Source organism: Belnapia sp. AC561 (assembly GCF_979252845.1).
The window spans coordinates 229,742-252,892 of sequence record NZ_CEEDBP010000004.1 but is presented as its reverse complement, the minus strand read 5'-3'; the positions used below and the strand labels follow the sequence as shown (position 1 = coordinate 252,892).

Here is a 23,151-nt window from a genome sequence, read left to right as displayed (position 1 = left end):
ACACCTTCACCCCAACCGAGTGCACTAACTACTTTACCGCCGCAGGCTATGACGCAGACTGATAGGAAAACGCTCTAAATTGGCTGGGTGATTAGCGCCTGCTGCGCTCCAGCGCGGTAATGCATAGGCATTAATGCATGGAAATCCAGCGGCGAGCCTGCAGGACCAGCTGGCGCCCCCAGTCGGTGAGCTTCTTGTGCTGGCGGCCATGCTTGCGGCAATACCGCTCCGAGGGAGCCAGCGCCGTCAGGAACGGCAGCGCCCAGACCCGCCCGGCCCAGGATATCGGCATCAGGCGCAGCAAGCGCAGGCCGCTGGCCTTCACGAAGTGGCCGTGACTGGAGCGGACCGGGTCTCGGTAAATCCCCTTGGCGCTGATGCGCTTGCCGCGCCGGCTCGATGGTGTCGTCGAGGCCCAGCAACACCGGCCCCGTCGGCAGGAAGGCGTCCAGCAGCAACCAAGCAGCACTCGCGCCGCCACCCGTCCGCTCCAGTCAACACGGTTGAGGACGCGGTGACAGTTGATGAACCGTCGCTCCCGGCCGAGCCCTGTGATCCGCAGGATGCTGGCCACCGTGCGCTGGCCCGGCGCCAAAATGGCACCGAGCAGCAGCACCTCGGCATGCCGCCAACTCCGTTGCAGGAAGAGCTGCGCAGAGCATAGGATCAGCGCGACGAAGCGGGCTGGCAGGCGCAGCATGGTGGCGGTCCTGTGGCTAGGACCTTACCAGCCTAGCCGACCTCCCGCTCCGCTGCCTCAACCAAGAAAATGGTCAAAGTTGAGGTAAGATGATTGTCTTCAAGTAACATTTACCAAGTGGCTTGGGCAATCTGAGCCATGATCCGTGGCACTTCCCCTGGGATCTCCCCTGCAAGGTAGCCGACTGGACCTTGAACCTGCGCCAAGCGGTTGCCTGCTTCACCATGCAGGAAGACGCCCCAGAGCGTCGCCACCACCGGCACAGCCCCCCGCGCCATTAGGGCAGCGATGATGCCGGCCAAAGTATCGCCCGAGCCTGAAGTGGCGAGGCCGATATTGCCCTGGTCGCAGGACCAAGCTTGGCCCTGCGGCGAGACGATGAAAGAAGAGCCTCCCTTCATCACCACGACCGCGCCGAGCATTGCCGCTGCCTGCCGTGCCACGCCCAATGGATCGGCCTCAACCTGTTCTTTTGAAATATTCAGGAGTCCGGCCATTTCCCCGGCATGTGGGGTCACCACCAGCCGCCCAGCATGGCGCCGTAGTGCCTGCCGGCAGTTGCGCAGCTCAGCCAATGCCCCGGCATCAAGCACGAAAGCCGGACTGCCCTCGGCATCGGCCAATAGGCGCTCGGTCAATAGCGCGACGGCCACGGGGTCTAGCATTCCTGGCCCCAGGACTACGGCATCCACACCGGCAGTGCGCCCGGCCAGCCGCGTCGCCTCGTCGGGGTCGATGCCGCCGGCGGCCGTTTCCGCCAAGCCGGTGACGCGGGCCTCCGGCATGGCCATTGCGAGGTGCGGGGCCATGCTGCGAACGGTGGCGAGCTGCAACTTTCCTGCCCCGGCCCGCAGTACAGCAAGTCCGCTGAGATAGACTGCGCCCGGAACCTCGGTGCTACCGCCGATCACCAGCACCCGGCCGCGGCTATTCTTGTCCTCGCCCTCACGATGGTCGGGCAGCGGCATTCCACGCAACATTGCGGCGGTGACCGGCTTGGCGGCGCTCATCGCGCAGCCCTCGGAGCATCCGTCTCCGCCGTCACCGGCGCGCCCTCCACCTCCAATGGCACGGTGAAATTATAGGCCTGCAGCACCAGCCCGCCGTGCGGTCCGGCATTCGGATCGTAGCCATACTCGGTGACGCTGCAATTGACGACATCGCCCTTCGAATCCACCGCTAGGATCTGCTCCTCGGTCATCTGTTCCAGCAGGTAGCGCAGGCAGAGCACCACCACCTGATGCGCCACGATCAGGACCCTCGCCCCGGCGTGATGCAATGAGATGGTGTCAAGCGCCCCACGCAGCCGAAGGATGACGTCGCACCAACTCTCGCCGCCTGGTGGCCGGTGGTAGAACTTGCCAAGGATACGTCGCATCTCGGCCTGGTCGGGGTGCTGCGCCTCAATCCCGTAGCGAGTCAGCCGATCGAGGATACCGAATTCCTTCTCCCGTAGCCGCTCATCGAGGATGAAATCGCCGGGCGCCGCGTCCACACCGCCCGCGGCATGCATCAGCTCCGCAGTTTGCCGTGCCCGCAGATAAGGCGAAGCCAGCACCACATTCGGCCGGATCGATTGATCAGCAAACCAGCGTCCAAGCGCCGCCGCCTGAGTCTGACCTCGCGAACTGAGGGGTACGTCTACGTCGCGACCTAACGTATCGATTTGCGGTAGACGGGCCGCATGGGCCATGTCACGGGCGACGTTGCCACTGCTTTCGCCGTGACGAACGATCCAGAGCCGCTCCGGCCAACGTTGCCGGCCACTGGGAGTAACTGTTGAATGGGTCATGCAATGTTGCTCATGGCAGCTCGCTTAGTGGTGCAGCCATGTTCAACGCAGCGAGCAGCCCAGGTATGCGTGCCCGGCGTAATGTCGGAATAATGCTTCAGGGCCAGGCAAATGGCCGGTGTTGCGCAGCATGGGCAGCCGTAAGCTGCCACACTAGGCTAATTAAAGCGGCACGATGCAGCCTCAAGGCAGCAGGTTTCTTGTGGCAAGAGCGGAATCGCTGCCAGTCTTGCCAAAGCTCTCCCAATATAATCATCGGTGGGCCAGGCTTTCGCGGACCATCCGGACCTCAACGAGGAAGCTTTCTGCTCGCTATTGGCCAACGGTTTGGCTCAGCCCTGCAAGATGATTTCTTCCACCGGTATCCGTATATAGACGAACACAAACAAGATGGTGAATGGTGCCATGGTCAACAGCATGCGTATGACAAGCCGTACCGATTAGCAGCGGCCCAAACATCAGCACCCAACGCAGAAGCGCAGCCAATGTCCGGCTACGCTACTTACTGAGAACGGCCTGCATTTACTTCTCATAAGGGGGCGCCTTTTGCTGAGGTTGTACTTCAGCTGAAGACGAAGTCGCTAAAGCCCAGCGAAGTGATCCCGGCGATGAAGACTTCCCCGTGGTCGGCCGCTTGGCCCGCCAAGCCTCCGTAGCTGAGGGTTACGCCACCAACGGTGGTTATCCAGGTGACTTCGCGGGCAGAGATGCCATGAAGTTCCAAATGATCGATCCCTTGCTGGAAATCGACGATCTGGTCATTACCGTCTGCGCGGTTGAATAGGAAGATGTCGGCACCAGCGCCACCGCGCAGCTTATCATTGCCCGCTCCGCCGATGATGACATCATCGCCGATCCCGGCACTGATATAGTCATTGCCAATCGTACCGGTGATGGAGTCGTTGCCGATGGTGCCGCGGAAGGTCGTCATGACTTCAGTCCTAAGTTCGCTGAGGACCTATAAAAACAACCAGTACGATCTTCTAGTTACGTTTCTGTCCTCTGCATATCGCAATCGATAGGACCTAGGGCGGCTTCATGTAGGATGAGTTATTCATCTAGAGGCTGTTATGGACCATTGGCTGGGTAACGATCAGGCTTTGGGGCATGACTGCCCGCAAGCCATACCCGTCTGATGTCTCCGATGACGAATGGGCCTTGGTTGCGCCTTACCTGGCCCTCCTGCCCGAGGATGCGGGGCAGCGTGAGCACACGCTGCGCGAGGTGTTCAACGGCCTGCGCTATGTCATCAAGACCGGGGCGCCGTGGCGCTGGATGCCGAACGACCTGCCGCCCTGGGCGGCAGTCTACCAGCAGGCCCAGCGCTGGCTGGCGGCCGGCTGCTTCGAGGCGCTGGCCGAGGATCTGCGGGCCGTGCTGCGGGTCGCCGCCGGCCGCAAAGCCCAACCCAGTGCTGCCATCCTGGACAGCCGCACGCTGCGGTCCTCGCCGGAGAGCGGTGCCAGGGCGGGCTATGACGGCGCCAAGCGCAAGCGGGGCTCCAAACTCCACCTGGCAGTCGATACGCTGGGCCACCTGCTGGCCTTGCACGTCACACCCGCCAGCGCGGACGATCGGGCCGAGGTGGGCCGGCTGGCCCAGGCTGTGCAGTCCTCCACCAGCCAGAGCGTCGACCTGGCCTATGTCGACCAGGGCTACACCGGCCCGAAGGCTGCTGACGCCGCAAAGGCGCATGGTATCAAGCTCGAGGTGGTCAAGCTGCCGGACGCCAAGCGCGGCTTCGTGCTGCTGCCGCGGCGCTGGGTGGTCGAACGGTCCTTCGCCTGGGCCACTCGCTTTCGCCGCCTGGTGAAGGACTACGAGGGATATGCCAGCACTCTCGCCGACCTTCACCTCGTCGCCTTCGTCTGCCTCATGCTCAAACAGGCCGCGCTACTGAACGGAGGTTCATAACAGCCTCTAGGAATACTCTTGGTTGCGTTTTCACTACACAATTTACGCGCCAAAGTGGAATCTTCTTAATAGATATTGCAATTTCAACAATGGAATCTTAATTGCGCCGCATACGTTCGAATTTGTGTGCAGATTCAAACGGATGTTTTGATTAAATATTTCGTAATTTACAGTAGCCATCCAACGGTTCCGGTTCAATTTTTCAGGTTGCTGCCGATACGCTGGGACGAGACGACCAGGAATGGTCAGGCCAGCCACGACCAGCTTCCACAGTAAGACGCCACGATGCTGGCTTTAAGAAGCGCCAAATGAGCCCGGGCCTCAGGTCCAATAGAGCAGCCGCGCGGCGGGGAGGTGGTAGGCAACACCAGCCTCCAGCGCGGTCCGCAGTTCAGTCATCCGCTCGCGCGGGTAGACGTATTTCACGCTGCCGAACTTGGTCGTCTTACGGCTGCGATCGGCTAGGTCCATACCCAACGCACTGCCGGGGTACCAACTTTGCAATATTTGACGGGATCCCTCAGTGAAGCGGTGGGTAATGAGCTCCACCGTCAGATCCGGATCGGGCACGCCAGCAAGCGCTGCGGCGCAATCCGCTAGCAGCCTGTCGTAGCCTTCCTCCCAGTTTGGCACCGGCATGATGGGTGCCACGGTCAGGCCAATCCGATAGCCCGCCAGCGCCACTTGCCGCATCGCCGAGAGACGCTGGGCCATGCGTGGCGCGCCACCCTCAAAGCGCTCGACGCCGGTAGCGTTGACGGAAAAGCGGATACGCGTCCGCCGGCCATGCGGCAGGTTAAGCAGCGGCGCCACCCCATCGTATTTGGTGGTAAAACGAAGCTGAACCGGCGCCTCCCAAGCGCCAAACATTCGAATCGATTCGGCCAATGCGCCGGTGATGTGCTCGATGCCGAGCGGGTCGGTATAGCAGGAGGCTTCGAAGGTCGTACCCTCGCCAATGCGGGCGGCATTGCGCGAGGTTATCTGTCCTTGGCCGAGCAGGGGCGGCAACTCGGCCAGGATCTCTGGCAGGTTGGCATAGGCACGGATGATCGGCGGTCCAGCGAGCGAGCCAGCGAGGTAGCAGTACTGGCAATGCGCCGGGCAGCCTGCGGCTAAGTCGAAACGCCAGTCCGCGCTGGGAGGAATCGGCTGTGGACGACGCTTGCTGGGAGGCGAAACGACGATCGCCAACGTGGATTTGGCGTCGCGGTAACTGTCGGGCAGCCCGCTCAGCCGGTCGGATTTCAGGTACACAATCTCGGCGCCCAGGGCCTCGGCCCTTTCCACCATCGTTAAGCCTTGCGGCCAGGACAAGGCGGCCGGTGTCGCCAGCACCCGTCTCGGCACCCAAAGCCTCTGCGCCGGCATCGCATCAAAAAGCATAGCGTACCCTGCAATAGGGCATGTGGCTGGCTAGTAGATCGCGAAAGCGACCGAGCCAACGGCCCTTCCAACCGCTGCGGTAGCGAAGGTTGATCTGGCCGCCCTCAGACTGCTTCTCCTCTTGGATGTCGGGGCGCCAAAGCAGGGCCTCGGCCTTCGGATGCCAAGCGAGGTTGACCGCATGCAGGGCGTCGTTGTGGGTCAGCATGATGATTTCAGCAGCGAGCTGGTCCTTCACTGCCGGCGGCAATGCCGCGTCGAGCTCCTGGAACAGCCCCGCCCATTCCGCTTCCCAACCTTCGCGCAGCACGACGGGCGAGAAGTTCACGTGCACTTCGTAGCCGGCGCGATGCAATTCGGGTATCGCCGCGATCCGTTCGGCAACCGGCGTGGTGCGGATGTCGAGCAGCTTCGCCAGTGCCGCCGGCATCAACGACATGCGAATTCGGGTACGACCCTGTGGGTCATAGTCCAGCAGAGCCTGGTTGACCCATTTGGTGGCAAAGCTGCCCTTAGCGTTGGGCAACTTACGAAACATGGCAACGAGGTCGCGTACGTTGTCGGAGACCAGCGCGTCGACCGAGAGGTCGCCGTTCTCCCCAAGGTCATAGACCCAATCCTTCGAGTCTACCTGATTGGGCACCTTGGGGCCGAGTCGGCCGGCGTGACGGGCAGTGGCGGCAATGATTTCTTCGATATTGGCAAAGACCGTGATTGGGTTCGCGTGCCCCTTGCGGCGAGCGACATAGCAATAGGCGCAGGCCATGGCGCAGCCATTTGAGGTGGAAGGCGCGATGAAATCGGCACTGCGACCATTCGGTCTGAAAGTCAGCCCCTTCTTGACGCCAAGAACTAGAACTTCGCGCTTGGGACGGAGGAAATCGCCAGGGTCGGCCTCGCGCAACTCGGGGATACGCCAATGCGATTCAACCAATATACGTTGGGCATCGGAGAACCGCGCCAGGATTTCCTGGCCACGTGGATACCGCTCAACCGCGGCTTCCAAGTAAATTTGGCGAATGTCTAACGGCGATATGGTGCTGAGGTCGGGCATGCACGGAGGATATGAGGTGGTTGCTGAAGAATGGCAGGTTTCGATTTTGAAATCGCTCTAATTTGTTGAATAAAATGATGCGCTGTCATAAGCCGGTTGGAAATAGCCAATACCAAGACCGCTTGAAAGGTGGACCGATAGAAGGGTGCCATTCAGACCTGACCTGCCCCCGTAGAAGTAGTCTGCCGGTAAGGTAGTCCGGCGGTTACGGAGGAGGGTGGGATGGCGCGGAGAAGGCGCACACGCCGGAGGAGATCGTCGCCAAGCTGCGGCAGGTCGAGGTCTTGGTGGGCCAGGGCAGGTAGGTGGCCGAGGCGGTTCGGTCGATCGGGGTGACGGAGCCGAGCTACTACCGCTGGCGGTCGGAATACGGCGGCCTGAAGGTAGACCAGGTGAAGCGGTTGAAGGAGTTGGAACGCGAGAACGCGCGGCTTCGAAAGCGGTCTCGGACCTGACGTTGGAGAGGGTTATCCTGAAGGAAGCCGCGTCGGGAAAATGGTGAGCCCTGCGCGGCGCCGGGCTTGTGTCGAGCAGGTGGTGCGCGAACTCGGCGTGTCCGAGCGGCAGGCCTGCAAGGTGCTGGGGCAGCACCGCTCGACGCAGCGGAAGGCGCCGCGCGGGGCGGATGACGAAGCCAGGCTGACGGCCGATATCGTCGAGCTGGCGAAGCGCTATGGCCGGTAAGGCTACCGGCGGATCACGGTGCTGCTGCGGGACGCGGGTTGGACGGTGAACAGTAAGCGCGTCGAGCGGATCTGGCGCCGCGAGGGACTGAAGGTGCCGCAACGGCAGCCGAAGCGCGGCAGGCTATGGCTGGCGGACGGCTCCTGCATCCGCCTGCGGCCGGAGCGGCCGAACTACGTCTGGGCCTACGACTTCGTCGAGGACGGCACTCGGGATGGGCGGAAGTTCAGGATGCTCTGCGTGGTGGACGAGTTCACCCGCGAAGCGCTGACGATCCGGGTGGCGCGCAAGCTCACCTCGGCGGACGTGATCGACGTGCTGGCTGACCTGTTCCTAGCGTATGAGACGCCCGCACCCACATTCCTGCCGAATAGCCGAGGTTCAGTTAACCTACGGCTTGGCGTAATGCCGTCACATGCCAGTCTTGACGACCGGTCATCAGATCAATGATGGAGGCCATTTGTCGGTCACGCTGCCAGCCAGCAACGGCCCGCACCAATCCATCACGGAGATAAAAGGCAAGGAACTCTGGTTTCTCCAGGTCGCCGTCCACGACGATCTCATCCCAGCTTTCCGCGTGCCCGACGTAGTCTAGTCGCTGCATGTAGTGGATGGTCCAGAAATAGGGTACGGCATTGTAGGGGATGCTACGTCCAAGCATGTTCAAGGCCGCTATACGGCCGTGTTGCTCGGCCACGCGCCAATGCTCCACCCGAATGCGCTCGCCGCTGCCATGGAGTGGGAACGCCGCGATGTCTCCGGCGGCATAAAGACCGTCCGTGACCCGAAGGCAACGATCGGTTTCCAATCCGCCATCCTCACGCCGCTGCGGCAGTCCGTAAACGAGGTCCGTCTCCGGTGAGATGCCCAGCCCCGCAACGACCAAATCCGCTGGAAGTATGGTGCCGTCATTCAAAAGCACGCGCTCTACCTGCCCGCTGCCCGCTGCCCGCTGCCCGCTGCCCGCTGCCCTCGAGCGCCGAGACCTCATGTCCTAGGTGAAAAATCACCCCTTTTCGTTCGTGGATACGGCGGAACACGTTACCAATATCCGCGCCGAGCTGTTTCTCCAACGGTGCGCGTTGCGGCGCCACGACAGCAACATCGAGGCCACGTTCCCGCAAGCTGCCAGCGGCCTCCAGCCCGATGTAGCCCGCACCGACCACCACGGCCCGTTTTGCCCTCCCTGCGGTCCGGACGATCGCTTCGGCATCTCCGGCAGTCCGCAGCAGATGCACGCCGTCCAGCTCATGCCCTGGGATATCCAACGGACGCGGGCGGCCGCCGGTGGCGAGCAGCGCCGCGTCGAAGCCGAGTTGGCTGCCATCCGCAAAGATGAGCCTTCGCATCGCTGAGGCTATTTGGGTGACTTCGCCGATCTTCCGCTCGATCCTGTGCCTGCCATAGAACGACGCGTCCTGCAGCGGCGTCTTCTCGCCGCCCTTTTTACCCGAAAGGGAATATTTGCTGAGGACGGTCCGGTCGTAAGGAAGCCGGTCCTCGCGGCCGATCAGCACCACGCGGCCGCCGAATCCTTCTTCCCGCAACGTCTGCGCCGCGGCGGTCCCGGCGGCCCCCGCACCAACGATGGCTATGCAGCGGGTATCGCCGTCGGCCTCATGCCGAACCGGATCGATGCGGTCAGGCTGCTCGTCAAGGGACACTACGATTTGGCCATCCGCAATCCGCACCGGGAAGGACGGTAGGTCATCCACAGCCGGTGGCTCGAGCCGGCGTCCCGTCGCCAGCTGGAATGCCGCCTTGTGCCATGGGCAGGTCACGACGCCGTCGTGCAACACGCCCTCATGCAGTGGCGCCCCGGCATGCGGGCATGTCGAGCCCACGGCGTGGCATCGGCCGCCGGACTTTGCCAGCAGCAGCTTGTGGCCATCGGCCTCGACCACGCGCATCGCGTTCTCACCCAGGTCAGCCTCGAAACCAACAACGTGGTCCACCATCAGTTCTCCACGAATGAACGACGGCAGGCGTTATGGGACAACCTGACGACCGCATCGGCTGCGTCAGCAACGCAGCCTGACGGTGGATGTCGCATATCGGCGCGGTCAATGTGGCGCTGCCGTTTCGGACCAGCCAAATGGTTTGAGGAAGCGGGTACAGCACGCTGCATGGAAGGCGATCGTTGCCGATCGTCTTATGACGTCGAACGCCGGGTAGCCGGCGAATCGGTTCAGTGGCGCAAAGCGTTCAATCTGGCCTTGCTCCGCAGCAGTGGGACTGGGCGGCAATCCGCTGCAGGGTAGCTGCTGCCTCCTGGCCGGGACAAGGCGTCGCCAGGGGCAGAGCCAAAGGGCGCCACGGCGGTCCGCGCATCTTTACGGAGGATGCGGGTTGCGAACCGTCGCTTCGACCCCACTCCATGAGCAATGAACCACCCGGAATCCTTATGACGATCGTCCCGTGCCCCGCCTTGCCATCGCTGCCGCTGCACATTCTTGCCACACGGGCCACGGACCGCTTTGCATGGCCGAACCGGCCGTGACGCCTCCGGACAAGGACGGCTGCCTAGGAAAAGCCAAGCCACGATTTCTGGTGGCGGAAAGCGAAACATCGGAACAGCGCGACCAGCGCCGCGCCAGCGTCGGGCGCAGCAGCGGCGAGACCTACCTTGACACCCTCCGGGCCATTGTCCCGGACGCCATCTGCGACCTAGCCCGGCCAGCGGAGGAAGGGGCGGAGATGCCGGACCGGGCCACGCTGGCCACCTATGATGCTGTGTTTCTCACCGGCTCGCCGATGCATGTTTACCAGGACACGCCCGCGGTTCGCCGCCAGCTCGCCTTCATGCGCAATGTTTTCGCTTCGGGCACGCCCTCCTTTGGATCCTGTGCTGGGCTACAGGTGGCCGTCGCGGCAGCAGGAGGTGCGGTGCGGGAGAACCGGCGCGGACATGAGGCCGCCTTCGCCCGCCGCATTGTGGCGACCGCGGCGGGGCGTGGCCATCCGCTCCTCGCAGGTCGGCCTGCGGCTTGGGATGCCATGGCTATTCATACCGATGAAGTGGAGCGGCTACCCGAAGGGGCTGTCATTCTTGCCAGCAACGAGGTGAGCGCCGTGCAGGCAGCCGAGATCCGTCATGGGGATGGTGTGTTCTGGGGCGTGCAGTACCACCCGGAGCTGACATTGGCTGAAGTTGCGGCGGCGATACGGCGCCAGGCCGATGACCTGCTGAAGCAGGGGCTTGCTCGGAACCGGCGTGACGTGGACGATCATGCCGACCGCATCGAGGCCCTGCACCGGGAGCCTTCCCGACGCGACTTGGCATGGCAGCTTGGCCTTGACCAGCAAGTCACTGATCCCGACCTGCGTCAGACCGAGTTGCGCAACTTTATCCTGCATCTGGTCAGGCCGGTCATGCAGTCACGCCGCCGGCTCGGATGACGGCTTCAGCGTTTAGCATGCAGAACGGTTAAATGCCTGCCTTCGGCAGCTACCATAGTTTGTAGAAATCGCCGTTTGGCGGATGCCGAATGACAGAACCCAGGCCATCCTCACCGCCGTCCAGGCCAAAAGCCTGGAAAATACAGAACCGGGACATTAGCATCGAAAGCTAGCCGGCGTCCGCGGCGCGTTCCTCGGCAGCGAGCATCACCGCCTCGATCTGCGCGAGCAGGACTGTGAAATCGACCGGCTTGGCATGATAGTCATCGCATCCGGCCGCCAGCGTCTTTTCCCGATCGCCGGCCATGGCATGTGCGGTCAGCGCGATGATCGGAATGCCACGGGTGCGGTCGTCGCCCCGGATAGTGCGCGCTGCGGTCCAGCCGTCCATGACCGGCAGGTTCATATCGAGCAGCACCACATCGGGCTGATCGGCGATCGCCGCCTCGACACCCTGCTGGCCATCATGCGCCAGCACCACCTCAAAGCCGCGTCGCCGCAGCCGGCGGGACAGGAAGTCCCAAAGCTCCTCGTGGTCCTCAACCAATAAAATTTTCGACATGGTGACGGTTCCGTTTGGTTTCAGGGTGCGGCAGCGGGGGCCGGGACCGGCTCGGCACCGGATGCGGCATGGAGCGCACGGGCGCGGTGATCGGCAGCCAAGCGGCGCAGCTCGGCCAATAGCTCGGCCGGCGGTGGTGCCTCGGCCGGCACCACCTGGCGCACCTTGGCACGCAGGCTTGCCAGCTCTGGCTCGGCCAGGCCGCCCTCCGCCAGGGCGATGACCGGCACGGCCGACCAAGCGGCATCGCCGCGCAGGGCATTGATCAGCGCGAAACCCTCGGCGGCATGCGGCCGCACCTCCATCAGCAGCAAGCCGGGCGCCGCGTCGCCGGCCGCCATGCGGCGGCGGATATCGGCCGCGTCCGTCGCTTCCTCGACCGCCCAGCCCTCGGCCTCGAGCAGTCGGCGCAACTCCGCCCGCTGTGCCGGATCCGCCTCCAGCAGCAGCGCCGTGGCGGTGGAGCGGTAGCGCTCCAGCACGCGCTTGAGGCGCTGCCACTGCACTGGCTTGGTCAGGTAGTCGGCGGCACCGAGCGAATAGGCCAGGCCACGCTCCTCGACGAAAGTCACCATGATGACCGGGATATCGGCGAGCTCCGGCTCCGCCTTCAAGGCCGAGAGCACCGACCACCCATCCATCTGCGGCATCATCACGTCGAGCAGCACCGCATTCGGGTGCAGATCGCGGGCCATGGCGATGCCGCTGCGGCCATCGGGGGCGCAGCGCACCGCGAAGCCTTCCCGACGCAGGAAGCGGGAGATCAGGTCGAGCGAGGCTGGATCGTCGTCGATCACCAGCACCAGCCCTGCCTCGGCGCTGCCGGCATCCGCGGGCACACCGATGTCGGTATCGGCGGGGTCGGCCTCCGGCCGCATCCGCCGCAGGTCGGACGGCAGTCGCATGGTGAAGGTCGAGCCACGCCCGGGCTCGCTTTCGAGCCCGATGTCCCCGCCGAGCATGGTGGCGAAGGCCTTGGTGATGGCGAGGCCGAGCCCTGTCCCACCGAACCGCCGCGTGGTCGAGCTGTCGGCCTGGGCGAAGCGGTGGAACAGGCGGCCAATCTGCTCCTTGGTCATGCCGATGCCGGTATCGGCAATCCGGAATTCCAGCCAGTCCTGGCCCTCGGCATCGCGGCTGCGGCTGGCGGCGAGGGTCACGGTTCCGGCCTCGGTGAATTTCGCCGCGTTGCCCACTAGGTTGAACAGGCACTGCCGCAGCTTCACGGAATCCGAATGCATGTCGCCGAGGTTGTCGGCCACCTCGACAACCAGGGTATTGCCCTTCTTGCCGACCAGGCCCTCGACCGTAGCGGCGACCTCGCGCAGCAGTGCCGCGGCGTCGAAGTCTTCGGTCTGCACCTCCATCCGTCCGGCCTCGATCTTCGAGAGGTCGAGCACGTCGTTGATCAGCGAGAGCAGATGCTTGGCATTGGCGGCGATCTTGTGCAGGTCGCCCTGCATCACCTCGGCGCCGGGCACGTCGGCCGCATCCTCCTCCAACATTTCGGCATAGCCGATCACCGCCGAGAGCGGTGTGCGCAGCTCATGGCTCATGTTGGCGATGAACTGGCTCTTTGCCCGGTTGGCGTCATCGGCGGCATCGCGGGCTGCTTCCAGCTCCTCCTCGACGCGGCGCATCTCGGTGATGTCGGTATTGGTGCCGAACCAGCCGACGAGGCGGGGCGGGTCGCCGGCCACGTCGTCGGCCGCCTCGCGCAGCGGCTCGGCGCGCGAGAGGAACCAACGGTACTCGCCATCGGCGCGGCGCAGCAGGAAGGTGTCCTCCCAGGCGGTACCGGCGGCGATCGCCGCCTGGAAACGCCTAGTCACGCCGTCGAGGTGGTCGGGGTGGTGGACGCTCTGCCAGCCCCAGCCGCGCATCGCCTCCTCCGTCGCGCCGGTGTAGTCGTACCAGCGCTGGTTGTACCACTGGATGGTACCGGTCTCGTCGGTCATCCAGGCGAGCTGCGGGATGCTGTCGATGATGGTGCGCGAACGCTGCTCGCTGCGCCGCAGCTTCTCCTCGGCGCGGCGCCGGGCACTCACGTCGAGCACGAACAGGCCAAGCCCGGCCGGCAGGCCATCGGCGCCCTCGCGCCTCAGGGGAAACAGGCTGGCCAGCAGGTGACGCTTCAGCGCGGCTTCGCCCGGCGGCTCGACCTCGAGCTCGACATTGGCATGGGCGCGGCCGCCATCCAGCACGGCCCGCAGCTTGGGCTCGAGCTGCGCCAGCACTGCCGGCGGCAGCAGGACCTCGCCCGACCGCGGCTCGACGCCGAGGATATGCTCGGCGAGCTCAAACAGCGCCCGGTTGCCTTGCACCAGCGTCAGGTCGCGGTCGAGGAAGGCGACGCTCGCCGGGGCATTCTCCATCAACCCGGCGACCAGCAGGTTGGCCTGCCGCGCGGCCCGCCGCCGGGCGATCGCCAGCCAGAGGAAAAGCCCGCAGCCGAGCAGGACGAAGCCGAAGGCCGCCGCCGCCAAGATGCCGCTGCGACGATCGGCCGCGGCGGCACGCAGGCCGGCCTGCGCGGTCGCGGCACGCTGCAGGGTGAGGGCTGCCGCCCGGGCCTCGTCCATCAGCCGCTTGCCCTGGCCGGACGCCACCGCCGCCACCGCGGCCTCCGCCCCGGTGCGGCGGCGCAACTCGACCACGCCCTGGGCCCAGTCGCGCTTGGCCTCGGTCAGCCGCCGCAGCTCTGGTCCGGCGTCCAGGCCCGCGGCGGCCACGGCGCGGTCGATCGTGGCGAAGCGGCCATCGATCATGGCGATGCCGGCGGCGAAGGGAGCCAGGAATTCCTCGCGGCCGGTCAGCAGGAAGCCTCGCTGCCCGGTTTCGATGTCCTTGAGGTCGGACATTAGTGCCTCGGTGCCGAGCACCACGTTGGTGGCCGCCTCGATCGCCGCGCGGTCGCGCGATGCCGCCGCATAGCCCCAGCCGGCGAGGCCGATGCCCAGCGCCAGCAGCCCGCCAGCAACCGGCATGAGGTAGCGCAGACGGGGCGACTCGCCGATCAGCGCCGGGCGGCCGGCGCGGGTGAGGAAGCTTGGGGGAGATTGAGTCACGGGCCTGCCGGGTTTGGGTGAGGCATCAGCGCCCGCCGACCCGATTGGTTCGACAGCGCAGGTCTTGTGAACTGCGCCAGGGGACCGGCGTTGCAGACGCGCAACGCAATATTTTCGGGACCCGACATACCCATGCCAGCATCCGAGGTCGTCCGGGATACCGAGACCGTCACCGGCCCACCCGCCACGTCGTCCGCCTGGATGCCCGGGAGCCCCATGGTCTCGCCGATGCTGATCCAGGGTACCGTCGCGCTCTGCGCCGCGACCATCGTCGTCGCCGGCCTCTATGTCGGGCGGGAGCTGCTGGTGCCCCTGGTGCTGGCCATCCTGCTTGCCTTCGTGCTCGCGCCGCTGGTGCGGCTGCTGCTGCGGCTGCGGATCGGCAATTCCTTCGCGGTGCTGCTGGCGGTCGCGCTCAGCTTCGTCGTGGTCTTCGGCATCGGCCTCGTCGTTGCCCGCCAGCTTGGCCAGCTCGCCGGGCAGCTGCCGCAATACCAGCGCAACGTTGAGGCCAAGGTCCAGGCGCTGCGGATCGGCGAGCTACTGGAGGAGGCCAATGGGCTATTGGGGCGGCTGCGGCATGGTTTGGTCCCCGACGGTGGCCGCGGCGTCGCCACTGCTGCGGCGCCGGCCAGCGGCGGCGAGGCCAATGCGCTCGACATGCTGGGCAACCTGGTGGAGCCGCTGCTGGCGCCGCTTGCCACCATCGGCATCGTCTTCGTCTTCAGCATCTTCGTACTGCTTTATCGGGAAGATCTGCGTGACCGGCTGATCCGCCTCGCCGGCTCAGGGGATCTGCATCGCACCACCCTGGCCCTGAACGACGCAGCCTGGCGGCTCTCGCGCTTCTTTTTGGCACAGGTGGCATTGAACGCCGGCTTCGGCCTGTTCATCGCCGGTGGGCTGTGGCTGCTCGGCCTGCCAAATCCGGTGCTCTGGGGCATCCTCGCCGGGCTGATGCGCTTCGTGCCCTTCATCGGCGTGTTCATCGCGGTGGTGCCGCCTACCCTGCTGGCCTTGGCGGTCGATCCCGGCTGGGCCATGGCGCTGTGGATTCTCGGCCTGTTCCTGATCAGTGAGCCCATCATGGGGCAGGTGGTCGAGCCGCTGCTCTATGGCCACAGCACGGGTCTGTCGCCTTTGGCGGTGATCGTCGCGGCGACCTTCTGGGCCTTCATCTGGGGGCCGGTCGGGCTGCTGCTGGCGACGCCGCTGACAGTCTGCCTGATCGTGCTAGGCCGCCATGCCAGGCCGCTCGAATTCTTGGACGTCCTGCTTGGCGACCGCCCGCCGCTGCGACCGGAGGAGACTTTTTATCAGCGGGCCCTGGAAGGCGATGCCGAGGGCCTGCTCGAACAGGCTCGGAATCGGCTGAAGGACGAGCCGCTGGACGCCTATTACGATGAGGTCACGCTGCGCGGCCTCGCCCTGGCGGAGGCCGATTGGGCGGCGGAAATCCTGGGCGCCGACCGGCTGGAGCGGATTCACGATGCGGTCAATGCCATGCTGGCCGGGCTCGACCTCCATGCCGGGCAAACCAAAGGTGCCGCCCATGCCCCGGCCAGCTGGCACAAGGCGGGCGCCGTGCTATGCATCGCCGGCCGCGGTGCATTCGACGGGCTGGCGGCCGAAACCCTGGCCCGTGCGCTGCGGCTGCGCGGCTTCGGCGCCCTAGCGCTGCCCAATGCCGCGCTCGAAACCGCCAACCTTGCCGCTTTGAAGGCGCATGATTCGAAGTTCTGCCTGATTTCGGCGATCGAGGCTGGCAGCAGCGCCGATGCGCTGCATTACATGCAGCGCCGGCTGCACCGCACTTTGCCAGCGGCTCATCTGGCGATCGGGCTATGGGATGCCCGGCCGGGTAGTGAGAAGCTGGCAACCCTTTCGGCCAGCAAGGGCGAGGCTATCATCACCTCCCTGCGCGAGGCGGTGACCCTTTGCGAGGCCCTGGCCAAACAGCCCGCGGCAGTGGAAACAGCAGGGTTGCAGAAATGAAGGCAGCGAATTTGTAAGTTCAGCCTGTACGGCTAGTTCGTTTTACAGTCTGCGAGACTTCATCAATCTACTTTGTCCGCCTTTGGCGAAATGCGGGTGCCCTATAACCTCTGGCGGGCGATGCAGCGCTTCGTCGCCTGAGGACCGCGGCGAGGGAATGGACTAACAGCAATGAGTTCGCGTGATGGAACAACGGCTATAAATATCACATGGACCTCAGCTGTGCCGTCTTGGCCGAACACGAGCCCAAGCGGCCAAAGCCTAATTACATGCGCTGAGCGATACAGCTCTTCGTCGAAACCACGGCGTCAGCGTCGCGTACATCGCTTCGAAGTGCGCTATTGATGCATTCCCCAGAACCTGCCTTGCCAGACATCCGGCAGGATTTTGGCGCTTGCCCGCTCGCCTTTATCAAGTATCTGCTGATCGGCGTCGCCAATCTTTTTTCTGGCGATTTCCCAGATGACGAGGACGCAATTTGATCTAAATGTAAAATGATTTAGCCAAGCTGATGAATGGCTTCTGCTGACGTCTGGGTGAGCCATCGGCGCTTACAACAGCTTCAGGACGCGTTCAGACAAAGCAGGCCAAGCTGCCTCAAGGCTGCGAACGGCGCCTTTGAGCCCAAATATCCACGAGGTTGCCAATTCTAACCTGGGCCCGTCGAACATCGAGGCTTGCCTGTGTTGCCTCGACGCGCGCTACCCTCGCAGCTTCGTGTGCCTCGGCTGCGGCCTCGACGGCTGCAGCGTGGAACGCCATTGCTTGCGCCTCCTGATTGAGAGCCGCTGCCAACGCCGTGGTGAGCGAAGGAGGGGCTGGGCCCAGTGTTTGCTCCTGTTCCAGGAGGTTGGTTGCTCGGCGGACCAGCCAGCTGGCCTCTGCCGCAACCATGCCGGCACCCCGTGCGGCTACGTCTGCCGTGGCGGCGTCGCGGGCGGCAGCTTGTACCTCCAATGCAGCCATGGCCTCGAGCTGACGCGCTGCTCGCAACAGTTGCGTCGCTTCGGTCCAATCTTGCTCGCGCACGGCGATGGAGCCTCCGTCTTGCTCTGGTTTGCTCACACCGGCAACAGTGCAATCGCAGCCTTAAAGCGGTGTTTCCAAGGCATCGCAGAGTCGTTGGACTTTTGAACAATTGCCAGTAACGGCCACGTCGGCATCGGCCCAGGATGTTCACGAAGGCGCCGGTGATCGCTTCACTGGGCGTCGCTTAAAATCTGAATAAGCAAATTCTGGCTCACTGCGGGGCATTCAAGCTGTCGGCTTGTCCGTGATGAAGCTGGCAATGTGGTTCGAAAGACGTGAACGAGGGCCACAGCCATCTCCCAGGCTTGGTCCGAAAAGCACCCAACAGAACTGGGTCTGGCACGTTCTGTTTGGCATGAGCCGACCCCTGGTCCTTGATACGCTCTGGGCGGTGGAGGAACCTCTGTTGCCGCCAGCGCCGCTGAACCTGAAGGGCGGTACGCCCTGCCTGCCCGACCATGCAGCCCTGACCGGCGTCCACTTCCTTCTGCAGTTGGGCATCCCGTGTGAGATGCTGCCCCAGAGGATAGGCTGCGGCCTGACATGCTGGTGCAGGCTGCGAGATTGGCAGGAGGCTGGCGTATGAGACCGGCTCCAGCTCGTCTGCCGAACTGTGCTCGGGAGCGCGGTAGACCACGGCTCAACGCCCCACTTACGCCAGGGGTAGGGATCCACCATGTCGCCTTGGATCGGCCCCGGCCGCGATCGCCACCTCGACCACCAAGTTGTAGAAATTTTTCGGCCGCAGCCGCGGCAGCATGTTCGTCTGCGCACGGCTCTCGACCTGGAAGCCTCCGAGGCTGTCGGCCCGGCCCGGTAGTGCGAAGACCCGCCGCAGACCTGGCGATGCTGGGGAGCGGGGCTATGACATCGCCAGACGCGTGGTTGGGCGCAAGCGCCATGTCCTGGTAGACACCGATGGTCGCCTCCTACTTGCCGTCCTCTCGCTTACCAATCTGCCGGATAGCCATGGCGAGAGCAGGCGCTGCCTTCGCCACTGTCCAGGTTCTTGCTGACTTTCTCCAGCGTTCTGATCCTCGCCGCCGTATAACTGCCACGTCACTTGGATCGCTAAAACCGAGCTGAAAAGGCAGTCCAGACCCAGCAAAAGGGTAGTTCCGTGCGCGGATTGCAACCACCTCCCGCCCGGCACCGTTCGCCAGATAGGGTCGGCAGCTGGTTGACCCTGCCAAGGGGGTATCCATCATGCAGCCTGTCTCGTTCCGTGTGGAATCCGCAGCATGAGCCCGTCCATGACGCGCCGCGGCATCATTCACGGCGGCAGCCTGATTGGTGCTGCACTGGTTAGCGGGGCAGCCGGTGTCCCCGGCTATCCCGCGCCATCGCCGATCGATGTGGGGGGAGTTGAAGGCGGGAAGGTCGTTTTCCCCAACTGGCGGTCCCCAGTGGATCCGCCGGGCGGCGCCCCGCCGCAGCCGCTACCGTTCGGAGAGCGCATTGGCTTTGCCGTGATCGCACTTGGCCGAATCGCGCTGGAAGAGGTGCTGCCTGCCTTCGCCGAATGCAAATATGCCCGCCCAGTGGCATTAGTCAGCGGCAGTCCGGAGAAGGCAAGGGTTGTCGCCAGCCAGTACGGCATCTCCGAAGCCGCGTTGCATGGCTACGAGCAGTTCGAGCGGCTGCGCGACGATCCGACGGTGCAGGCGGTCTACATCGCCCTGCCGAATGCAATGCATCATGAGTTCACCTTGCGGGCGGCCGCCATCGGCAAGCATGTGCTCACAGAGAAGCCGATGGCAAATACGGCGCGGGAATGCCGTGAGATGATTGCCACCTGTGCCCGCGCCGAACGCCGACTGATGGTTGCCTACCGGTCGCAGTACGAGCCTTATAACCGCGCCGCCCAGGCCCTGGTCCAGGGTGGCGAATTGGGTCGGCTACGTTTCATCGATGCGACCAACCTGCAAGCCAATGGCCCCGGGCCACAATGGCGCTACAGCCGCCGGTTGGCAGGCGGCGGGGCGATGCCGGATATCGGGCTCTATTGCCTGAACGCGGCGCGTTTCATGAGCGGGGAGGAACCCTCCGAAGTCTTTGCCACGACCTCGAGCCCGCAGGGCGACGAGCGCTTCCGCGAGGTGGAGGAAAGTGTCTCCTTCATGCTGCGCTTTCCCTCCGGCCTCATTGCCAATTGCCTGGCGAGCTATGGCGCCTACCAGGAGAAGACGCTGCGGCTGCATCTGGAGAAGGGCGGGATCGACATGCCGGACGCCTTCTCCTACCGCAACCACCGACTGTTGGTGGACCGGCGGGAAGGCCAAGCGCCAGCGCGGGACGAACGGATCATCCGCCCACGCAATCAGTTCGCGCTTGAGATTGACCATTTTGCCAGCTGCATCCGCGAGAATAAGCAGCCGCATACGCCGGGCGAGGAGGGCCTACAGGACCAACTAATCACCGAAGCGATCTACCGCTCGGCCGCCGAGCATCGGCCAGTGGCGCTGGAGCGGCCGCTGGCACCAACCCGGGGGCCGATGCCGGCGGCGGAGGGTTAGGATGTGGGGTCTGTCGCTCCTTTTGGGGCTGTGGCAGCAAGATGAAAGCGGCGGTCTGCCGTCGGCACCACAGCGAGAAGCCTTCGGGCCAGCACTACTACATTGTTTGATGGCTGGGCGCGTTTGACTGCAGGACAGGGCTTGCACAACTGCACGTCGGCATTTGGCCATGCGTCTCTGCCACCAGATATGGAACGCCTTTTCGCGCGAACCGCGGTACTGCTCGGCAGCCATCAGATACCGTCGCGGTCGGAAGTGACCAGGAGTCTTGCACGTCCTGCTGTGTCGCTACCTCTTCACGCTGCTGCGTGCGACGCAGTCTCTGAGCGGTGAGGGGATGGACCGTCGGTGCCCATCGTCCTACTCGTCGTCCACAACCCATACCCACCGGGCAAAAAGGCCCAGCCCCCTTGCATCCCACTGCCTCGATGCCGTCTGAGAATGACCCGATCGGCCTGTGTATGGCCGGTGCCATTTCGCCCGAGGTGGCGCTGAGTCGCTTGTTGCTCGGCCATGTTACGGGAGACGGCATCGCAGCGATGCTAGAGCATCGACGTTCCGAGCCGCCCTCGCCCCGTTGGCAGGCACTTGCCGCCCTGGTCGAGGCGCGGCGTCCGGAACTGGAACAGCTTTCGGCCGAAGTCGTAAGGACGGGCAGTAATCACGCGCTTCCTGCCACTGACCCCTTGGCCGGCGCGGCGGAGATCGCTGGCTTCTTCGATCATGCGGTAGCGAATTCGCCCGAAGCCAGTGTGGCACTCTACTCGCTGGGCGACCCGGTGATTTTGGCCACCGCAACCGCCGAGATCCTCGAGTGGCTCGACACGCGTAACTTACTGCGCGAGGATGCCGACGTGCTCGACCTTGGCTGCGGCATCGGCCGCCTCGCGGCTGCGTTGGCGCCGCGCGCGCGCTCGGTACTGGGGCTGGATGTGTCGAAAGGCATGCTTGCTGAAGCGCGGGCTCGCTGCGCGCCATGGCCTCACGTGCGCTTTGCGCACACCGCCGGCCAAGACCTTGACGCGTTAGAACCTCGAAGCCTCGACCTCGTATTGGCTGTCGATAGTTTCCCTTACATCGTGCGCCTCGGCCCGACGGTGGTTGCGCGGCACGTCGCGGGCGCCGTCCGGGCGCTGCGGCCAGGTGGCGCACTGGTGGTCCTGAACTTGTCCTATGGAAAAGGAGTGGCGGCTGACGTGACGGAAGCGCGCGGATGGGCCCTGACACATGGCCTCTCCTTGGAGGTGGCCGGTGACCGGCCATTCACGTTGTGGGACGGCGTCGCTTACGTGCTATGCCGTCGTGTCTAAGCTCTAGGGGGACCTGACGCCTCGCCCCGCGACGCGGCCGCGCAGTTAACACGGCCAGGGGGATAGAAAGGAGCAGACCCATCAGCACTGGCAAGGACACGAGCGCCGCAAAGCTGCCAGCCAGGCTGAAGCTGCAGAGCATGACCGTTCCTGCGGCGGTGTGCCAACCAAACCGGTGCGCGGCTGCAGCCCAGGTGACCTCCCGCGCGGCTCGCGGCTGCACTGTCCAGCCTACGAAACGTCCACGCGCCAAGTGTAGCAAGGTCAGTGATCGCTCTAAGGCTTCAAGCGTGTCCAGTAGAAGCCCAAGCAGCATCTCTTGCACCATGCCACGTAGCAGTACCCCGCGCCGGAAGCGGCCAGGCCGTAATAGGGTCTCGCCGTAGCCGGCCAGCTTCGGCAAGTTGGACACCACGAAGGCGAGTAGCAGCAGAAATAGCAGTGCTCCGCGCGGGGTGCCCTCGCCGCCTCCGGTTGCTGCGTTGAGCGCAGCCAGCGGCAGCAACGCGAAGCGCAGCGGCGCCAGCCCGTAGTGCAGGATCGCCTCAAGCATTTGGAACCGGCCCAGCCGGCCGAAATCGTCTCGCAGTAGGAGATGCCGGTACTGTAGGTTTCCCGCAGCCCAGCGTAGGTCCCGGGCGAAGAGTGCCGGCAGATCAGGCGGGTGGCGCTCCCAGGAGCCGACATGTTCCGGCAGCACCCGTACTGCCCAGCCGCCTGCGTGCAGCCGCGCCGCTTCGGCGTAGTCATGGCTGAGGATGCGGGTGCCGTTTGGCAGGATCGGCAGCCTTGCATCACGACGGAACGCAGCGATGCGGATAAGCGCGTTATGCCCCCAGTAGAGCTGTGCGGGCCCCTGCCACCAAGCTTGGCCCGTAGCCCAGACCGCCGTTCCATGCCGCAGCCCAAGGCCGAAGAGCCGCGCGAACCGTGTCTCCGCGCCGCGACCGGCAATGGCCATCTGTAGGATTGCCAAATCAGGATCGGTCTGCATGACGCAGACGAGCCGCACGACGCTCTTCATCGACATGGTAGAATCGGCGTCGAGAACCAGGGCATGGTCAAAACCGGTAGCGTGGTGGTCCAGGAAATCCATCAGATTACCTGCTTTAAAACCGGCGTTATCAACCCGGCGCCGATAGCGCACCGCGCCGTCCGGAAACTGCGCGGCAAAAGTGGCGACTGCTTCCGCCTCCATCTCCGCCGCGCGCCCGTGCGGTGTGTCGGAGAGTATGCCTAGAACAAATCGGTCGCCATGCCTCGTCCTCAACTCTCGCAGCAGGCGACCCGATGACGGAAGAATCGTGTCCATGTCCTCCAATCGCACGCAGAGGGCGAGCAGCGTCCGGTCGTGGACCTCGCTGCCGGTCCGTCGTAGCGACGGAAAGACATGAGTCGAGGGATTTGGTACGCATAAGCGGATGGCGAGGCCGGCAAGGCCCGTTGCCGCGGTGAGGCCGATCCAGGGAGCGTTCACGACAACGCTAAGCATCATCAAGGCCTCCCACAGTGTCCAGCCGCCTGCAGCCAGCACGTTCCAGCTGAGCACAGCAAGCGTGAGGGCAATGACGCTAGCCAGGGCGGCCACGACGGCCCGGCGCACGCCCAGCCTTTCGACCGAGGGGGGCGCCGTCACGATCGAGAGCCCGAACCGGTTGCTTCCTGCGGCTTTACCGTCCTTTGCCGTGAAATCCCCCAAACGAGTGTTACGGTCCACCAAATCCCCGTCCTGCTATGCCTGA

The 23,151-nt window shown here is 64.3% G+C and carries 17 protein-coding genes and 3 pseudogenes; 8 read left to right on the top strand and 12 right to left on the bottom strand.

From position 1 onward, the window contains the following. Positions 1-130: 130 nt before the first annotated feature. The 4 genes from AC0IW9_RS05495 to AC0IW9_RS05480 form a co-directional block, all read right to left on the bottom strand. On the bottom strand, positions 131-700 hold the full coding sequence (locus AC0IW9_RS05495) for a transposase (RefSeq protein WP_471647202.1): 570 nt from the start codon (positions 698-700) through the stop codon (positions 131-133). A gap of 110 nt (positions 701-810) precedes the next feature. Beyond that, the gene (locus AC0IW9_RS05490; RefSeq protein WP_471647201.1) at positions 811-1,710 is read right to left on the bottom strand and encodes an NAD(P)H-hydrate dehydratase; all 900 of its coding nucleotides are present in this window, start codon (positions 1,708-1,710) and stop codon (positions 811-813) included. Further along, the gene (locus tag AC0IW9_RS05485; RefSeq protein ID WP_296312638.1) at positions 1,707-2,492 is read right to left on the bottom strand and encodes a histidine phosphatase family protein; all 786 of its coding nucleotides are present in this window, start codon (positions 2,490-2,492) and stop codon (positions 1,707-1,709) included. Before AC0IW9_RS05485 ends, AC0IW9_RS05490 begins: the two co-directional genes overlap by 4 nt. Before the next feature lie 562 nt (positions 2,493-3,054). Further along, positions 3,055-3,423, bottom strand: coding sequence for a M10 family metallopeptidase C-terminal domain-containing protein (locus AC0IW9_RS05480; RefSeq protein ID WP_296312636.1), 369 nt, complete (start codon positions 3,421-3,423; stop codon positions 3,055-3,057). Between the two features lie 176 nt (positions 3,424-3,599). Here AC0IW9_RS05480 and AC0IW9_RS05475 point away from each other — a divergent pair, with 176 nt between their 5' ends. After that, on the top strand, positions 3,600-4,406 hold the full coding sequence (locus tag AC0IW9_RS05475; RefSeq protein WP_471647200.1) for an IS5 family transposase: 807 nt from the start codon (positions 3,600-3,602) through the stop codon (positions 4,404-4,406). 321 nt (positions 4,407-4,727) lie between these two features. On the opposite strand, the gene AC0IW9_RS05470 is transcribed toward AC0IW9_RS05475, so the two are convergent. Together AC0IW9_RS05470 and AC0IW9_RS05465 are read right to left on the bottom strand one after the other, a co-directional pair. Beyond that, a complete protein-coding gene (locus AC0IW9_RS05470) occupies positions 4,728-5,792 on the bottom strand; it encodes a spore photoproduct lyase family protein (protein WP_471647199.1) in 1,065 nt (354 codons plus the stop codon). Next, complete coding sequence (locus tag AC0IW9_RS05465) at positions 5,782-6,846, bottom strand: spore photoproduct lyase family protein (protein WP_471647198.1); 1,065 nt, start codon at positions 6,844-6,846, stop codon at positions 5,782-5,784. The genes AC0IW9_RS05470 and AC0IW9_RS05465 overlap by 11 nt, the downstream gene beginning before the upstream one ends. A gap of 254 nt (positions 6,847-7,100) precedes the next feature. Here AC0IW9_RS05465 and AC0IW9_RS05460 point away from each other — a divergent pair. Then, positions 7,101-7,884, top strand: a pseudogene (locus AC0IW9_RS05460) (IS3 family transposase); the annotation flags it as partial. Positions 7,885-7,915: 31 nt separating this feature from the next. Here AC0IW9_RS05460 and AC0IW9_RS05455 read toward each other — a convergent pair. Further along, positions 7,916-8,452: an oxidoreductase C-terminal domain-containing protein gene (locus tag AC0IW9_RS05455; protein ID WP_471647197.1), complete on the bottom strand. Its 537-nt coding sequence runs from the start codon at positions 8,450-8,452 to the stop codon at positions 7,916-7,918. After that, positions 8,439-9,488: an FAD-dependent oxidoreductase gene (locus AC0IW9_RS05450; RefSeq protein WP_471647196.1), complete on the bottom strand. Its 1,050-nt coding sequence runs from the start codon at positions 9,486-9,488 to the stop codon at positions 8,439-8,441. Before AC0IW9_RS05450 ends, AC0IW9_RS05455 begins: the two co-directional genes overlap by 14 nt. 523 nt (positions 9,489-10,011) lie before the next feature. Between AC0IW9_RS05450 and AC0IW9_RS05445 the strand changes: the two genes are divergently transcribed. Beyond that, entirely contained in the window at positions 10,012-10,929 is a 918-nt protein-coding gene (locus AC0IW9_RS05445; RefSeq protein ID WP_471647195.1) for a type 1 glutamine amidotransferase, read from the top strand. Between the two features lie 169 nt (positions 10,930-11,098). Here the strand turns inward: AC0IW9_RS05445 and AC0IW9_RS05440 are convergent, their stop codons facing one another. Together AC0IW9_RS05440 and AC0IW9_RS05435 are read right to left on the bottom strand one after the other, a co-directional pair. Further along, on the bottom strand, positions 11,099-11,491 hold the full coding sequence (locus AC0IW9_RS05440) for a response regulator (protein ID WP_471647194.1): 393 nt from the start codon (positions 11,489-11,491) through the stop codon (positions 11,099-11,101). A gap of 20 nt (positions 11,492-11,511) precedes the next feature. After that, a complete protein-coding gene (locus AC0IW9_RS05435) occupies positions 11,512-14,559 on the bottom strand; it encodes a response regulator (RefSeq protein ID WP_471647193.1) in 3,048 nt (1,015 codons plus the stop codon). Between the two features lie 132 nt (positions 14,560-14,691). Between AC0IW9_RS05435 and AC0IW9_RS05430 the strand changes: the two genes are divergently transcribed. The 3 genes and pseudogenes from AC0IW9_RS05430 to AC0IW9_RS05420 all read left to right on the top strand — a co-directional run. Continuing rightward, positions 14,692-16,554, top strand: a complete 1,863-nt coding sequence (locus AC0IW9_RS05430) for an AI-2E family transporter (protein WP_471647192.1) — start codon at positions 14,692-14,694, stop codon at positions 16,552-16,554. Positions 16,555-16,898: 344 nt separating this feature from the next. Next, complete coding sequence (locus AC0IW9_RS05425; protein WP_471647191.1) at positions 16,899-17,036, top strand: hypothetical protein; 138 nt, start codon at positions 16,899-16,901, stop codon at positions 17,034-17,036. Positions 17,037-17,938: 902 nt separating this feature from the next. Next, positions 17,939-18,166: pseudogene (locus tag AC0IW9_RS05420) on the top strand (transposase); the annotation flags it as partial. A gap of 56 nt (positions 18,167-18,222) precedes the next feature. On the opposite strand, the pseudogene AC0IW9_RS05415 reads toward AC0IW9_RS05420, so the two are convergent. Continuing rightward, positions 18,223-18,415 (bottom strand): annotated as a pseudogene (locus AC0IW9_RS05415) (hypothetical protein); the annotation flags it as partial. Between the two features lie 421 nt (positions 18,416-18,836). On the opposite strand from AC0IW9_RS05415, the gene AC0IW9_RS05410 reads away from it, so the two are divergent. Both AC0IW9_RS05410 and AC0IW9_RS05405 read left to right on the top strand, forming a co-directional pair. Further along, positions 18,837-20,099, top strand: a complete 1,263-nt coding sequence (locus AC0IW9_RS05410) for a Gfo/Idh/MocA family protein (RefSeq protein ID WP_471647190.1) — start codon at positions 18,837-18,839, stop codon at positions 20,097-20,099. Between the two features lie 461 nt (positions 20,100-20,560). Next, positions 20,561-21,409 carry a class I SAM-dependent methyltransferase gene (locus AC0IW9_RS05405; protein WP_471647189.1) on the top strand — a complete coding sequence of 283 codons (849 nt, stop codon included), beginning with the start codon at positions 20,561-20,563 and terminating at the stop codon, positions 21,407-21,409. Here AC0IW9_RS05405 and mdoH read toward each other — a convergent pair. Continuing rightward, the gene (mdoH, locus tag AC0IW9_RS05400; protein ID WP_471647188.1) at positions 21,363-23,126 is read right to left on the bottom strand and encodes a glucans biosynthesis glucosyltransferase MdoH; all 1,764 of its coding nucleotides are present in this window, start codon (positions 23,124-23,126) and stop codon (positions 21,363-21,365) included. The genes AC0IW9_RS05405 and mdoH overlap by 47 nt on opposite strands. Between the last annotated feature and the right edge of the window lie 25 nt (positions 23,127-23,151).

Coding starts and splice junctions, on each gene's coding strand:
- AC0IW9_RS05495 (WP_471647202.1), bottom strand. CDS start 700: ATGCTGCGCCTGCCAGCCCGCTTCGTCGCGCTGATCCTATGCTCTGCG.
- AC0IW9_RS05490 (WP_471647201.1), bottom strand. CDS start 1,710: ATGAGCGCCGCCAAGCCGGTCACCGCCGCAATGTTGCGTGGAATGCCG.
- AC0IW9_RS05485 (WP_296312638.1), bottom strand. CDS start 2,492: ATGACCCATTCAACAGTTACTCCCAGTGGCCGGCAACGTTGGCCGGAG.
- AC0IW9_RS05480 (WP_296312636.1), bottom strand. CDS start 3,423: ATGACGACCTTCCGCGGCACCATCGGCAACGACTCCATCACCGGTACG.
- AC0IW9_RS05475 (WP_471647200.1), top strand. CDS start 3,600: ATGACTGCCCGCAAGCCATACCCGTCTGATGTCTCCGATGACGAATGG.
- AC0IW9_RS05470 (WP_471647199.1), bottom strand. CDS start 5,792: ATGCTTTTTGATGCGATGCCGGCGCAGAGGCTTTGGGTGCCGAGACGG.
- AC0IW9_RS05465 (WP_471647198.1), bottom strand. CDS start 6,846: ATGCCCGACCTCAGCACCATATCGCCGTTAGACATTCGCCAAATTTAC.
- AC0IW9_RS05450 (WP_471647196.1), bottom strand. CDS start 9,488: ATGGTGGACCACGTTGTTGGTTTCGAGGCTGACCTGGGTGAGAACGCG.
- AC0IW9_RS05445 (WP_471647195.1), top strand. CDS start 10,012: ATGGCCGAACCGGCCGTGACGCCTCCGGACAAGGACGGCTGCCTAGGA.
- AC0IW9_RS05440 (WP_471647194.1), bottom strand. CDS start 11,491: ATGTCGAAAATTTTATTGGTTGAGGACCACGAGGAGCTTTGGGACTTC.
- AC0IW9_RS05430 (WP_471647192.1), top strand. CDS start 14,692: ATGCCAGCATCCGAGGTCGTCCGGGATACCGAGACCGTCACCGGCCCA.
- AC0IW9_RS05425 (WP_471647191.1), top strand. CDS start 16,899: ATGCATTCCCCAGAACCTGCCTTGCCAGACATCCGGCAGGATTTTGGC.
- AC0IW9_RS05410 (WP_471647190.1), top strand. CDS start 18,837: ATGACGCGCCGCGGCATCATTCACGGCGGCAGCCTGATTGGTGCTGCA.
- AC0IW9_RS05405 (WP_471647189.1), top strand. CDS start 20,561: ATGGCCGGTGCCATTTCGCCCGAGGTGGCGCTGAGTCGCTTGTTGCTC.